Genomic DNA, 12,128 nt, shown 5'->3' on the forward strand with positions numbered 1-12,128 from the left:
ATGACATCGGCCCGGACAAAGGAGGCGTACCCCGCACGACGCACACGAAAGGCGGCCACCATGCCGCAGATACTCGGCACGATCCTGACCCAGGTGGCGATCGCCCTCCTCGAGGCCGTTCTGGTGCGCCTGGCCATCCAGCTCTGGAAGGCGTTCGCCACGAGCGCGCGTCCGGCGGCCGCGCATGCCTGAACGATTTGCCCGATAGATCGGGTTTAGTCGCACCTGTCGATGGAAGCCGGATGGGAAGCACCCCCACCCACCATCCATGCTCCCCAGCAGGGGAGGACGGCGATGACTTCCCCAGAGACACAGACTCAGCACGTACGGCAGACCGCCCCGCCCGAGGCCGGGACCCAGGGCGGCGAGAAGCACACCGGCGGCAAGGTGATGCATCTGCACACCGCACATCCCCGGGTCCCCATCCCTTACGTGACCCCGGGCGACATGTTCTCGCGTGACATGCTCTCGGGCGCCCGCAAGGCCACCTCAACGGCGACGTCCGCAGCCGCATCCACGGCATCCACCGCGATGGCGATGCTCCCCTCACCCCGCAAGCTGGCCTTCTACGGCGTCCTCGGCGGCATGACCGCAGCCGGAGCCATGGCCTGGCCGGTCGCGGTCGCTGTCGGCGCCGCCACCGAGGTGATCACCCGCGAGCAGGCCGCACGGCATCACCAGGACCACGAGAGCATGGCGCGGCAGGGCACCGGGTCCGAGCAGAGCGAGCAGGCCACCGAGAGCCGAACCCGCCCAAGCTAGCCGCCCACAACTCATGTGAGCAGGGAAAACGCGGCACCGCGTGCCTGCTCCCCCGGCACCGGATGCCAATTTTCGCGGTATCTGGACCTTTTAGCCCTCTCCCCTTTGATCGATCATCGATCAGGGAGTTACAGTCGCCGACGGGCTTGCACCCAAGCCCTCCGCCCTGTCCTGCCAAAGACAAAGGGCACCCCCGAACCCTTACCGATGAGGGAACCCCCTTCGACTGAGGAAGGTGCGGCGACATGACCGACCCCAACGCCATCCAGCCGAGCGCGCTCGACCAGCTCCCCGACCGTGATCCGGAGGAGACCGCCGAGTGGCAGGCCTCGCTGGACGCGGTCGCCAAGGCGGCCGGTCCGCACCGCGCCGCATACCTGATGCGCCGCACGCTGGAGCGGGCCGAGGGCGCCGGCATCGCGCTGCCCAAGCTCCTCGAGACCGACTACGTCAACACCATCCCGACCGCCGCCGAGCCGTCCGCGCCCGGTGACGAGGCGATGGAAGCCCGTATCACCGCATGGAACCGCTGGAACGCGGCCGCCATGGTGACCCGCGGCTCCAAATACGGCGTCGGCGGCCACATCGCCACCTTCGCCTCCGCGGCCTGGCTCTACGAGACCGGCTTCAACCACTTCTTCAAGGGCAAGGAGGCGGACGGCTCCGGCGACCAGCTGTACATCCAGGGCCACGCCTCCCCCGGCATCTACGCCCGCGCCTTCCTCGACGGCCGCCTGAACGAGCAGCAGCTCGACAACTTCCGCCAGGAGGCCGGCGGCAACGGACTCCCGTCGTACCCGCACCCCCGCCGACTGCCCTGGCTGTGGGAGTTCCCGACGGTATCCATGGGCCTCGGCCCGCTCTCGGCCATCTACCAGGCCCGCTTCAACCGCTACCTCACCAACCGCGGCATCAAGGACGTCTCCGCGTCCCACGTGTGGGCGTTCCTCGGTGACGGCGAGATGGACGAGCCCGAGTCGACGGCGGCACTCGCCCTGGCCTCCCGTGAGGGCCTGGACAATCTGACCTTCGTCATCAACTGCAACCTGCAGCGCCTCGACGGCCCGGTCCGCGCCAACTTCAAGATCGTGCAGGAGCTGGAGGCCCAGTTCCGCGGCGCCGGCTGGAACGTCGTCAAGACGCTCTGGGGTACGGCGTGGGACGAGCTGTTCCAGCTCGACACGACCGGTGCGCTCGTACGCCGGCTGCGCGAGGTACCCGACGCCCAGGTGCAGACGTACCAGACCCGCGACGCCGCCTACATCCGCCAGGACTTCTTCGGCAAGGACCCGGAGCTCGCCGAGATGGCGAAGCTGCTGAGCGACGACAAGATCCTGGAGTGCTTCCACCTCTCCCGCGGTGGTCACGAGGCGCGCAAGGTGTACGCCGCCTACAAGGCCGCCATCGAGTTCAAGGGCGCGCCGACGGTCATCCTGGCCCAAACGGTCAAGGGCCACACCCTCGGCGAGGGCTTCGCGTCGAAGAACGCCAACCACCAGATGAAGAAGCTGTCGGTGGATGAGTTCAAGACGATGCGTGACCTGCTCGAACTCCCCATCTCCGACGCGCAGTTCGTCGACGGGGTGGTCCCCTACGGCCACCCCGGCGCCGACTCCCCCGAGGTCCGCTACCTCCAGGAGCGCCGCGCGGCCCTCGGCGGCCCGGCCCCGGCCCGCCGCGTCCACCCGGTGGCGCCGCTGCCCGCCCCCGCCGAGAAGGCCTTCGCCTCCTTCGACAAGGGCTCCGGCTCCCAGAACGTGGCCACCACCATGGCCTTCGTCCGCCTGATCAAGGACCTGGTCCGCGACAAGGAGTCGGGCAAGCGCTGGGTGCCGATCGTCCCCGACGAGGCGCGCACCTTCGGTATGGAGAGCCTCTTCCCGTCCCTGGGCATCTACTCGCCCAAGGGCCAGACGTACGAGCCGGTCGACCGCGACCAGCTCATGTACTACAAGGAGGCCCAGAACGGCCAGATCCTCAACGAGGGGATCACCGAGGCCGGTTCGATGGCCGACTTCATCGCCGCGTCGACCGCGTATTCCACGCACGGCGAGACGATGATCCCGTTCTACATCTTCTACTCGATGTTCGGCTGGCAGCGCACGGCTGACCAGATGTGGCAGCTCGGCGACCAGCTCGGCCGCGGCTTCCTCGTCGGCGCCACCGCGGGCCGTACGACGCTGACGGGCGAGGGCCTCCAGCACGCCGACGGTCACTCGCCGGTGATCGCGGCGACGAACCCGGCCGCGCTGACGTACGACCCGGCCTTCGCTTACGAGGTCGCGGCGATCGTCAAGGACGGTCTGCGCCGGATGTACGGCGAGGCGGCCCCGGGCGAGGACCAGAACGTCTTCTACTACCTCACCGTCTACAACGAGCCGCTGCCGCAGCCCGCGAAGCCCGCCGTGGACGGCGTCGACGAGGGAATCGTCAAGGGCCTGTACCGCTTCAACACGGCGGAGTCGGCGGGCCTGTCCCCGGTGGCGAACGCCCCGCGCATCCAGCTGCTCGGCTCCGGCACGGCGATCCACTGGACGCTCCAGGCGCAGAAGCTGCTCGCCGAGGAGTGGGGCGTGGCGGCCGACGTCTGGTCGGCGACGTCCTGGACGGAGCTGCGCCGGGACGCCCTCGAGGCCGACGCGGCCCTGCTGCGCGGCGAGGAGCGGATGCCGTTCGTTCGTCAGGCGCTCCAGGGTGCCGAGGGCCCGGTGCTGGCGGTCTCCGACTACATGCGCCAGGTTCCCGACCAGATCGCGCAGTGGGTGGAGCAGGACTACTCCTCGCTCGGCGCGGACGGCTTCGGCCTCTCCGACACCCGCGAGGCCGCCCGCCGCCACTTCGGCGTCGACGCCGAGTCGATCGTCGTCGCGGCCCTGGCCCAGCTCGCGAAGCGGGGCGAGGTCAAGGCGACGGCCGTGAAGGAAGCGCGCGAGAAGTACGGCCTGTAAGGCACGAGCTCGAACGAAGGGGTACGGCGGCCGCCGTACCCCTTCGTTGTCAGTGGCCGTCGTCAGTGGGGCCGTCGTCAGTGGGTTCTTTGTCAGTGGGCCCCGGCATGATGGCGGTATGCGTGCTGCCCGGCTCATCAAGATGGTGCTGCTTCTCCAGTCCCGGCCCGCCATGACCGCGGCCGAACTCGCGCGCGAGCTGGAGGTCTCCGAGCGGACCGTCACACGGGACGCACAGGCACTGTCCGAGGCCGGGGTCCCGGTGTACGCGGATCGGGGGCGGTCCGGCGGGTACCGGCTCATCGGCGGGTACCGGACCAGGTTGACGGGGCTGGGGCGGAGTGAGGCCGAGGCGTTGTTCCTGAGCGGCGTTCCGGGCGCGCTGCGGGAGATGGGGCTGGAGGACGCGGCCTCCGCGGCCACGCTGAAGGTGTCGGCGGCCCTGATGCCCTCGCTGCGGGACGCCTCCCGTTCCGCCGCCCAGCGGTTCCACCTGGACGCCCCGAACTGGTTCAAGGAGCCGAAGACGCCCGAGTTGCTGCCGGTCGTCGCGGAGGCGGTCTGGGACGACCGGCGGATCGTGGCCCGGTACCGGCGCGGGGAGGGCGAGGTCGGGCGGGAACTGGAGCCATACGGGCTCGTGCTGAAAGCGGGGGTCTGGTATCTGTGCGCCCGCGTGGCGGGACACGGCTCGTACCGGGTGTACCGCATCGACCGGTTCACCGCCGTGGACCGGGGTGAGGAGCGGTTCGAGCGGGACGCGGAGTTCGATCTGCCGGGCTTCTGGGAGGAGCGGGCCGAGCAGTTCGCGCGTTCCCTGCTGCGGGCCGAGGTCGTGGTGCGGGTGTCGCCGGGTGGGGTGCGCCGGTTGCCGTACACCGTCGATCCGCAGTCCGCGCGGGAGGCACTGCGGGCGGCGGACGCCCCGGACGGGGACGGCTGGGTGACGCTGACGCTGCCCGTGGAGTCCGAGGAGGTCGCCCACACCCAGCTCGCGTCGCTGGGGCCGGAGATCGAGGTGCTGGCCCCGGATTCGCTGAGGGAGCGGTTCGCGGACGATGCGATACGGCTGGCCGCGCTGTACGGAGAGTGAGCCCGACGCCGGCCCGGCACCACCCTGCCCGACTGGCCCAAGGCCCGTACGCCGGCGAAGCGCGCCCATAACAATCCGTCGCACTCCACGTGCGCCCCACCCCCGCAGGGCCGATGCTGGACCCGTGATGGACGAGACGGAGTTCTGGGAGCTGGTGGACGGCGCCCGTGAGGCCGCCGAGGGCGACCCCGAGGAGCAGGCCGACCTGCTCGTGGAGCGGCTGCTCCAGCAGGACCCCGACTCGGTGCTCGACTTCGCCCGTCACTTCGAGGCCCGCTACAACCGCGCGTACACCTGGGACCTGTGGGGCGCCGCCTGGGTCCTGCTGGACGGGGCCAGCGACGACGCGTTCGACTTCTTCCGGTGCTGGCTGATCGGCCAGGGCCGCGAGGTGTACGAGGGCGGCGTGCACGACCCCGACTCGCTCGCCGACCTGCTGGACGACTTCGACGAGGAGTTCGACGGCGACGCCGAGGAGCTCGGCTACGCCGCGGACGAGGCCTACGAACAGCTCACCGGCACCGTCGCCCCCGACCTGGGCATCCCGCCCGCGCCCCCGGAACCGGAGGGCACGCCGGTCGACTTCGAGAGCGAACGGGCGCTGGCGGACCGGTATCCCAAGCTGTGGGAGCGCTTCAAGGACTGAGACGGCTCAGGCCGCCGCGGTACGCCTGCGGTCGGGGGCCGACGGGAGGTACGCCTGCGTCTGTGCCTGCGTCTGTGCCTTCGTCTGTGCTTGCGTCCGGGCGGGGTCGACCTTCACCGTGTGGTGCATCGGCGCCCCGTTGGCCTGGTCGAGCGCGGACGCCGTGACGGCGGCCGGCCCCAGGACGACGGTCGCCACCGCGCAGACCACGGTCCAGACCCGCTTGCGTGCTGTGATTGCGCGTGCCGTTGTCGCCGCTCATGATCCCCGCCTCCGGTCAGTGCGTGTGCATGACGATAGGGAGGCTGTCTCGGGGAGATCGTTGAGCCGGCTACGAGAAGCCTGTGAGGGAGCCCGTGCGGGAACCTGTGCGGGCCTTTCCGGAAGGTTCACGCTCCGTCTCTTGACCGGTTCCGTGATCTCCGGCTTAGGGTGACCGGACCGAACAGGAGCACCCTGCCCATGACCAGCCTGTACGTGCGGGAGATACCGCGCCAGGAGCATCTGGCCCACCTACGGCTGTATCCCGACGCGAGCCATCTGCAGATCCCCGAGTGGGGCGATGTGAAGCCCGACTGGCTGCCGGAGAGCGTGGGGTGGTTCGAGGGCGACGAGATGGTCGCGACGGCGCTGGTCCTGTACCGGCCCCTGCCCGGCACCCGGCGCTACCTGGCCTACCTTCCGGACGGGCCCGCCATCGACTGGCGTGCGCCGCGCCTGGAACGGTGGCTGGATCCGCTCGTGGCCCACCTGAAGCGGATCGGGGCGTTCTCGGTCCGGATCGGCCCGCCGCTCGTCGTGCGCCACTGGGACGCCGCCGACGTGACGGCGGGCATCGCCGACCGCGAGGTGGGTCATCTGCGCGAGGTGCCCACGGCCGGCATCGACGGTTACGCCCTTGACGCCGCGGAGCGGCTGCGGCGGCTGGGGTGGCGGCGGTGCGAGGAGGACGACGGGAGCGGTTTCGGGCTCGGTCAGCCGCGCTACGGCTGTGAGATCCCGTTGGCCGGGCGCTCGGTGGACGATCTGCGCGACGCGCTCGCACCGCACTGGGAACAGTCGCTGCGCACGGCCGAGGCGGCGGGCGTCCGGGTCTCGTGGGGCTCGGCGGCCGACCTGCCCGAGTTCTACCGCCTGTACACCGCGACGGCCGCCCGCGACGGCTTCAAGGCCCGCCCGCTGGACTACTTCCGGCGCATGTGGGCGGCCCTGAACGCCGAGGACGAGGACCGGCTGCGGCTCTACCTCGCCGAGTACGACGGCGAGGTGCTCTCCGCGGCCCTCATGATCAGCGTCGGCTCCAGGGCGTGGCACTCCTACGCCGCGTCCGGCCGCCGGGGTCGGGAACTGCGCCCCAGCAGCGCCCTGCTGTGGCGCATGCTGGGCGACGCCCGAGCCGCGGGCGCCGACACCTACGACCTCCGCTCCATCACCCCCACCCTCACCGAGGACCGCCTCCTCGGCCGCCTCCTGTTCAAGACGGGCGCGGGCGGCCGTGCGGTGGAGTACCTCGGCGAGTGGGAACTGCCGGTGGGGAGCCAAGGGAAGGTGTTGCAGCGGGCGTTGGGGGTTTATCTCGGGCGGCGGTGAGGCGGGGCGGGACAGTGCTGGGAGCGCCCCAGGGGGCGGCCACGCCGAGGGCGCCCCCGGGGGCGGAGTCACGCCGGGGCGCCCGGGGACGCGATCGCGCCGAGGCCGCCCGGGGTGGGGCCGGCCAGTTGGGGTCAGGGGCGCAATCACGTAGGGCCTGCGGGAGCGCGTCCTTTGTCTGCCCTGCAGGCCAGGGGGCCGGCGCCTCCTGAATCTCCGGCCGGCGAGCCGAGGCGCCGCACGGCGAGTGGTACGTCGCAGACGCCGGGCACACGATGTCGAGGTGTCCTCGGACCGCACGGCTCGGGGGGCGAACTGAGGGTGTGCCACGACGACGCCGGCGCCGGTCGCCTGGCGCCGGAGGTGTCCTCGCCGCACGGCCTGCTCGGGGCGAGCAGGGACACCCCGCGCGTCAGCGTCTTCCCCGCGGACGAGCCGCCGCCACACATGTCTCCGGGGACGGGCCGAGCGCCGCGCCCGGATGACCGCGTCGACTGCGCCACGTGCCGGCATCGGGGGCGTACCCGGCCGCACGACTCGGGCCGGCACCCACGACACCCCACGCACCGATGGCTGTCCTGCAGGCGGGGCGGCACCCGGCGTCGGAGATCTCCTCGGTCGCTGCCGCACGGCGGCTCGGAGGCGGTGCGGGCGACACCGCGTACGTCAGTGCCTGCCCTGCAAGCGGGCCGCTGTCTCCCTGATCTCCGGGAGACGCTCGCTGAGGGCCGCGCCCGGGCAACTCGTCATGTAGCCGACGTTGTGGCCGGCGATGGCGGGGAACGCCGCGGTGGTGCCGGAGGCGTAGCGGCTGTAGCTGTTGCTGGAGGTCAGTCGGACCTTCGCGCGGGGGTCCGTGTCGGAGAGCCCCAGTTTCCAGGCGGCCAGCGCGGCGATCGCCTCGGTCATCGCCTTCGGCACGGGTACTCCGGCCGTGAAGGTGCCGATGGCGGCGATGCCGGTGGTGCGGTGGTTGAAGCCCTGGGTGTGGGCGCCGGTGACAGGGCGGGCGACGCCGCCCTCGCGGCCCTCGTAGATGGTGCCGCAGCGGTCGACGAGGAAGTTGTAGCCGATGTCGTCCCAGTCGCGGGAGCCGGTCTGGCCCGCGTACACGTATCGGATGATGCGGGGCACGTCGGCGCAGTCGTAGCCGTTGGGCGAGTCGGTGTGGTGGACGAACACGGCGACGACCGTGTCGTCGTAACGCGGTGGTGGCTGGGCGCGCCGGGTCTCGCCGTCCAGCCAGGCCGATCTCGGCACGATGGTCGGCCGGGGCGCCTGATGCGAGGCGGCGGGCCGCGCCGCGACGGGCCGCGCACCGGCCGCGACGATCCGCTCGACGCCACTCGCGCACAACCCCAGCGCGAGTACGGCGGCGAGGCCGGGGACACAGCCGAGCAGCGCGAACGCGACGGGGTGCACCCGCAACCCCGAGAGCGGCCGCCGCCGGCTCCGTCCGTGCGCCTGGGCCGACTGACCGGCCGACGGCCGCCCGGCCCGGGCCTGCGGCACATCACCGGGCACCGGCCCGACCTCCCCTCCCGGCACGGTCGGCGGCGGCGGTCGCAGTTGCGACTGCCTCTGATGCCCCTGGAGGGCAGGTCGCTGTCCGGCGGTGGGCGGCCCCTGCGGGACCGACTGTTCGCCCACGGGCGGCTCTTCTCCCGCGGGCGGCTGATCCCGCAGCACGGGCCGTTCCCGCACGACCGGCGGCAGCCCGCGCGCTGAGGGCCGATCCCCCACGACAGGCCGCTCCCGCAGACCCGGCTCCTCCCCGACCGGCAGTTCTTCCGGCACGCGCGGCTCCACCCGCCGAGAGGGCCGCTCCGATACGACCTCCTCCCGCACAGGCGGCGCGTCCCGCGACGGTTCACCCACCGATGCCGGCGCACCCCCCGCTTCACCGTCCAGGCCCGCCCCCGCGGCCCCCGTCGAATCCCCCCGTAACGGCTCCCGGCCCGCACCTCCCCCAGCCCCCCGCAAGTCCCCCGGCGCAGCCTCATCCCACCCCCGGCCCGCCCCCCGCATCCGCGCAGCCCACGGTATTCGTACGGCACGTGGTCTTCGTCTCCCCCGTGTTCCTCGGAAGACCCTTCGGGTTACCCGTCGGAAGGCACGCATGGTCCTACTGTCCGACGGATCCGGTCCGCCCGCGATGTGTGGTGTGACACCCGGTGGAACCATCGTCCTGGTCCAGGGCGTTTCTCCAGGTGCACGCGGTGTGGCCGGTTCCCGGCAGTGCGTGCGCGGGCACTGATCAACAGGCGTCTCGCGCGCGTACTAAGGGGTCCGAGAGAAAGGCGGCTCTGTGGACCTGCTCGACATCCTGCTGTTGCTGGTGATCCTGGCCTACGCGGCGTCCGGATACCGGCGCGGACTGGTGGCCGGATGTGTCTCGCTGGCCGGCTTCGTGGGCGGCGCGGTGATCGGCGTATGGATCCTGCCGTGGATGATGGACCTGGTCACGCCGGGTACGACGGAGGCGACCGTGACCGCGGTGCTCACCGTGCTGCTCCCGGCGGTGCTGGTGCACGAGCTTGCGGGACGGCTGGCGCTGCGGCTGCGAAGGGAGCTGGACCGCGGGCCGCTCAGGGTGGCTGACGGCGTCGGCGGGGCCGTGGCCAACTCGGTGGCCGTGCTGATCGTGTCCTGGGTGGCCGCAAGCGTTCTCGCCGCGTCCTCCTCCCCGCTGCTGACCTCCGCGATCCGGGACTCCCGGCTGCTCGGGACCGTGCAGGACGCGATGCCGGACACGACCCCCGCCTGGTTCTCCCGAGCCACGTCCGCACTCACCGAAGCGGGCTTCCCCCAGGTCTTCAACCCCTTCGAGAACGAGTCGACCGCCGAGGTCGCCGAGCCCTCGGGCGACAGCGTCACGACGGCCGCCGCGAACGCCGCCAAGCTCAGCACGGTCAAGATCGAGGGCACCTCGGGCACCCAGGGCCGCGAGGGCAGCGGCTTCGTCTACTCCCCGCAGCACGTGATGACCAACGCCCATGTGGTGGCCGGCATCGACGCGCCCAGCGTCCGGGTCGGCGGCGTCGGGCGGTCGTACGAGTCGCGGGTGGTGCTCTTCGACCCGGACCGGGACGTCGCCGTGCTGTACGTCCCGGATCTGCGCGCCCCCGTCCTGTCGTTCGACGACGAGGCCACCCGCGGCGACTCGGCCGTCGTGGCGGGCTATCCGGAGGACGGCGACCTGAACCTGCAGGCGGCGACGGTGGCGAACCGGGTGCGGGCGACCGGCCAGAACATCTACAACGACGAGACCGTCACCCGCGAGATCTACTCGATCCGCTCCACCGTCCGCCCCGGCAACTCCGGCGGCCCGCTGCTGACCACCGACGGCAAGGTGTTCGGCGTCGTCTTCGCCCGCTCCACCTCCGACGACCGGACCGGCTACGTCCTCACGGTCGCCGAGGTCGCCTCCGACGCCAAGAGCGCGGCCGACGCGACGGCGGCGGTGGACACGGGGGACCTCGTCACCTCATGAGGCCCCGGCGCGCCGGTGTCAGAGACTGCGCCCCATGAACACGTCGTCCACGTACCGCCCGTCCAGGAAGAACTCCTCGGGCAGCACCCCCTCCACCACGAACCCCTCCGACTCGTACAGCTTGCGCGCCGGCGTGTTGTGAGCGAGGACGCGCAGGGTGAGCCGACGTGCGCCCCTGCGGCGCGTCTCCTCCACGGCCGCCCGGATCAGCGCCCGGCCCACGCCGAGGCCACGGGCCTCGTCGGCGACGGCGAGTCCCTGGATCTGCCGGACGTGCGTGTTACAGGCGAGCGGAGTGGGGAAGCCGAGGCGGACATAGCCGACGATACGGCGGTCGAGTTCCGCGACCAGATGGTCGCCCGGGGCGTGGTGCTCGGAGAAGAACGGCGGGTAGGGCGGGCGCGGTTCGGGCACGACCGCGTGCATCGGCGACCACGTGACACGGTCGAGTTGGGACAGCTCTTCCTCGTCATCGGGCAGAGCAGCGCGTATACGGGCTTTGTACGACTCGGGCATGAGCGTCACCCTACGACCGGAGCCCGGCAACCCGACCGGGGTTTTATGTGGTCAACGGCAGGATTGAGGTCATGGAACTTTCAAGAATCGCGGTGGCCGGCTCCTCCGGACTGATCGGCGGCGCGTTGGTGCGGTCGCTGGTCGCGGACGGGCACGAGGTGGTGCGGCTGGTGCGCCGTGCACCCGGCTCGGCGGACGAGGTCCGGTGGGACCCCGAGCGCAGGTACGTGGACGCGGCCGGGCTCGCCGGGTGCGACGCCGTGGTCAACCTGGCCGGCGCGAACGTGGGCTCCCGGCGCTGGACGGATGCGTACAAGGCGAAGCTCCGCAGCGGCCGGGTGCAGGGTACGGCGGCGCTGGCGGAGGCGATGGCCTCGCTGGACGAGCCGCCGCGGGTGTTCGTGAACGGCAGCGCGATCGGCTACTACGGCGAGACCGGCGAGCGGGCCGTCGACGAGAGCGCCCCGCCCGGGGAGGGCTTCCTGCCCTCGCTGGCCGTGGAGTGGGAGGGCGCGGCGGCGCCCGCGCAGGAGGCGGGCGTACGGACGGTGTTCCCGCGCACGGGGCTGGTGGTGGCCCGGCATGGCGGGGCCTGGGGGCGGCTGTTCCCGCTGTTCAAGGCGGGGCTCGGCGGGCGGCTGGGGGACGGACGGCAGTACTGGTCGTTCGTCTCGCTGCACGATGAGGTGGCCGCGATCCGGCATCTGATCGACCGGGACGATCTGTCGGGCCCGTTCAATGTGACGGCGCCGCAGCCGTTGACGAACCGTGAGATCACCGAGGCGATGGGGCGGGTCCTGCACCGGCCGACGCTCTTCCCGGTCCCCGAGTCGGTACTGCGGACGGTGCTGGGCGAGTTGGCCGGGGACGTGCTGGGCAGCCAACGGGTGCTGCCGAAGCGGCTGCTGGAGTCCGGATTCACCTTCGCGTTCCCGGACATCGAGGGGGCGATCAGGGCGGCCGCCAAGTAATCGAAGGGTCAAGCCGGGCGCCCGCCATGTATCGGTCGGGCGGCACCGACCGCCCGCATGCGACCGCTGTGCGACCGTGCCCTGTCCATGCGCGACTGTTTTTGACCGA

The 12,128-nt window shown here is 71.7% G+C and carries 11 protein-coding genes; 8 read left to right on the top strand and 3 right to left on the bottom strand.

Annotated features, from left to right (window positions below; genetic code table 11):
* Positions 1-60 precede the first annotated feature (60 nt).
* From AB5J55_RS11470 to AB5J55_RS11490, 5 genes are all read left to right on the top strand, one after another.
* Positions 61-192 (top strand): hypothetical protein, encoded by a 132-nt coding sequence (locus tag AB5J55_RS11470; protein WP_369270561.1) that lies wholly within the window; start codon positions 61-63, stop codon positions 190-192.
* Positions 193-294: 102 nt separating this feature from the next.
* Positions 295-762: a hypothetical protein gene (locus AB5J55_RS11475; protein WP_369270562.1), complete on the top strand. Its 468-nt coding sequence runs from the start codon at positions 295-297 to the stop codon at positions 760-762.
* A 245-nt stretch (positions 763-1,007) separates the two neighbouring features.
* Complete coding sequence (aceE, locus tag AB5J55_RS11480; RefSeq protein ID WP_369270563.1) at positions 1,008-3,710, top strand: pyruvate dehydrogenase (acetyl-transferring), homodimeric type; 2,703 nt, start codon at positions 1,008-1,010, stop codon at positions 3,708-3,710.
* 118 nt (positions 3,711-3,828) lie between these two features.
* A complete protein-coding gene (locus AB5J55_RS11485; RefSeq protein ID WP_369270564.1) occupies positions 3,829-4,803 on the top strand; it encodes a helix-turn-helix transcriptional regulator in 975 nt (324 codons plus the stop codon).
* A 127-nt stretch (positions 4,804-4,930) separates the two neighbouring features.
* Positions 4,931-5,449: a DUF4240 domain-containing protein gene (locus AB5J55_RS11490; protein ID WP_369276157.1), complete on the top strand. Its 519-nt coding sequence runs from the start codon at positions 4,931-4,933 to the stop codon at positions 5,447-5,449.
* A gap of 6 nt (positions 5,450-5,455) precedes the next feature.
* Here the strand turns inward: AB5J55_RS11490 and AB5J55_RS11495 are convergent, their stop codons facing one another.
* Entirely contained in the window at positions 5,456-5,686 is a 231-nt protein-coding gene (locus AB5J55_RS11495; RefSeq protein WP_369276158.1) for a hypothetical protein, read from the bottom strand.
* A gap of 225 nt (positions 5,687-5,911) precedes the next feature.
* Between AB5J55_RS11495 and AB5J55_RS11500 the strand changes: the two genes are divergently transcribed.
* Positions 5,912-7,039, top strand: a complete 1,128-nt coding sequence (locus AB5J55_RS11500; protein ID WP_369270565.1) for a lipid II:glycine glycyltransferase FemX — start codon at positions 5,912-5,914, stop codon at positions 7,037-7,039.
* 666 nt (positions 7,040-7,705) lie between these two features.
* Here AB5J55_RS11500 and AB5J55_RS11505 read toward each other — a convergent pair.
* Positions 7,706-8,467, bottom strand: a complete 762-nt coding sequence (locus tag AB5J55_RS11505) for a peptidoglycan recognition protein (RefSeq protein WP_369276159.1) — start codon at positions 8,465-8,467, stop codon at positions 7,706-7,708.
* An 880-nt stretch (positions 8,468-9,347) separates the two neighbouring features.
* Here AB5J55_RS11505 and AB5J55_RS11510 point away from each other — a divergent pair.
* On the top strand, positions 9,348-10,532 hold the full coding sequence (locus AB5J55_RS11510) for a MarP family serine protease (RefSeq protein ID WP_369270566.1): 1,185 nt from the start codon (positions 9,348-9,350) through the stop codon (positions 10,530-10,532).
* 18 nt (positions 10,533-10,550) lie between these two features.
* Here AB5J55_RS11510 and AB5J55_RS11515 read toward each other — a convergent pair whose 3' ends face one another.
* A complete protein-coding gene (locus tag AB5J55_RS11515; RefSeq protein WP_369270567.1) occupies positions 10,551-11,048 on the bottom strand; it encodes an N-acetyltransferase family protein in 498 nt (165 codons plus the stop codon).
* Positions 11,049-11,119: 71 nt separating this feature from the next.
* On the opposite strand from AB5J55_RS11515, the gene AB5J55_RS11520 reads away from it, so the two are divergent.
* Positions 11,120-12,019, top strand: a complete 900-nt coding sequence (locus AB5J55_RS11520) for a TIGR01777 family oxidoreductase (RefSeq protein WP_369270568.1) — start codon at positions 11,120-11,122, stop codon at positions 12,017-12,019.
* Positions 12,020-12,128 lie beyond the last annotated feature (109 nt).

The sequence above is a fragment of the Streptomyces sp. R11 genome (assembly GCF_041051905.1).
Lineage (GTDB): Bacteria > Actinomycetota > Actinomycetes > Streptomycetales > Streptomycetaceae > Streptomyces.

Coding starts and splice junctions, on each gene's coding strand:
- AB5J55_RS11470 (WP_369270561.1), top strand. CDS start 61: ATGCCGCAGATACTCGGCACGATCCTGACCCAGGTGGCGATCGCCCTC.
- AB5J55_RS11475 (WP_369270562.1), top strand. CDS start 295: ATGACTTCCCCAGAGACACAGACTCAGCACGTACGGCAGACCGCCCCG.
- aceE (WP_369270563.1), top strand. CDS start 1,008: ATGACCGACCCCAACGCCATCCAGCCGAGCGCGCTCGACCAGCTCCCC.
- AB5J55_RS11485 (WP_369270564.1), top strand. CDS start 3,829: ATGCGTGCTGCCCGGCTCATCAAGATGGTGCTGCTTCTCCAGTCCCGG.
- AB5J55_RS11490 (WP_369276157.1), top strand. CDS start 4,931: ATGGACGAGACGGAGTTCTGGGAGCTGGTGGACGGCGCCCGTGAGGCC.
- AB5J55_RS11500 (WP_369270565.1), top strand. CDS start 5,912: ATGACCAGCCTGTACGTGCGGGAGATACCGCGCCAGGAGCATCTGGCC.
- AB5J55_RS11515 (WP_369270567.1), bottom strand. CDS start 11,048: ATGCCCGAGTCGTACAAAGCCCGTATACGCGCTGCTCTGCCCGATGAC.
- AB5J55_RS11520 (WP_369270568.1), top strand. CDS start 11,120: ATGGAACTTTCAAGAATCGCGGTGGCCGGCTCCTCCGGACTGATCGGC.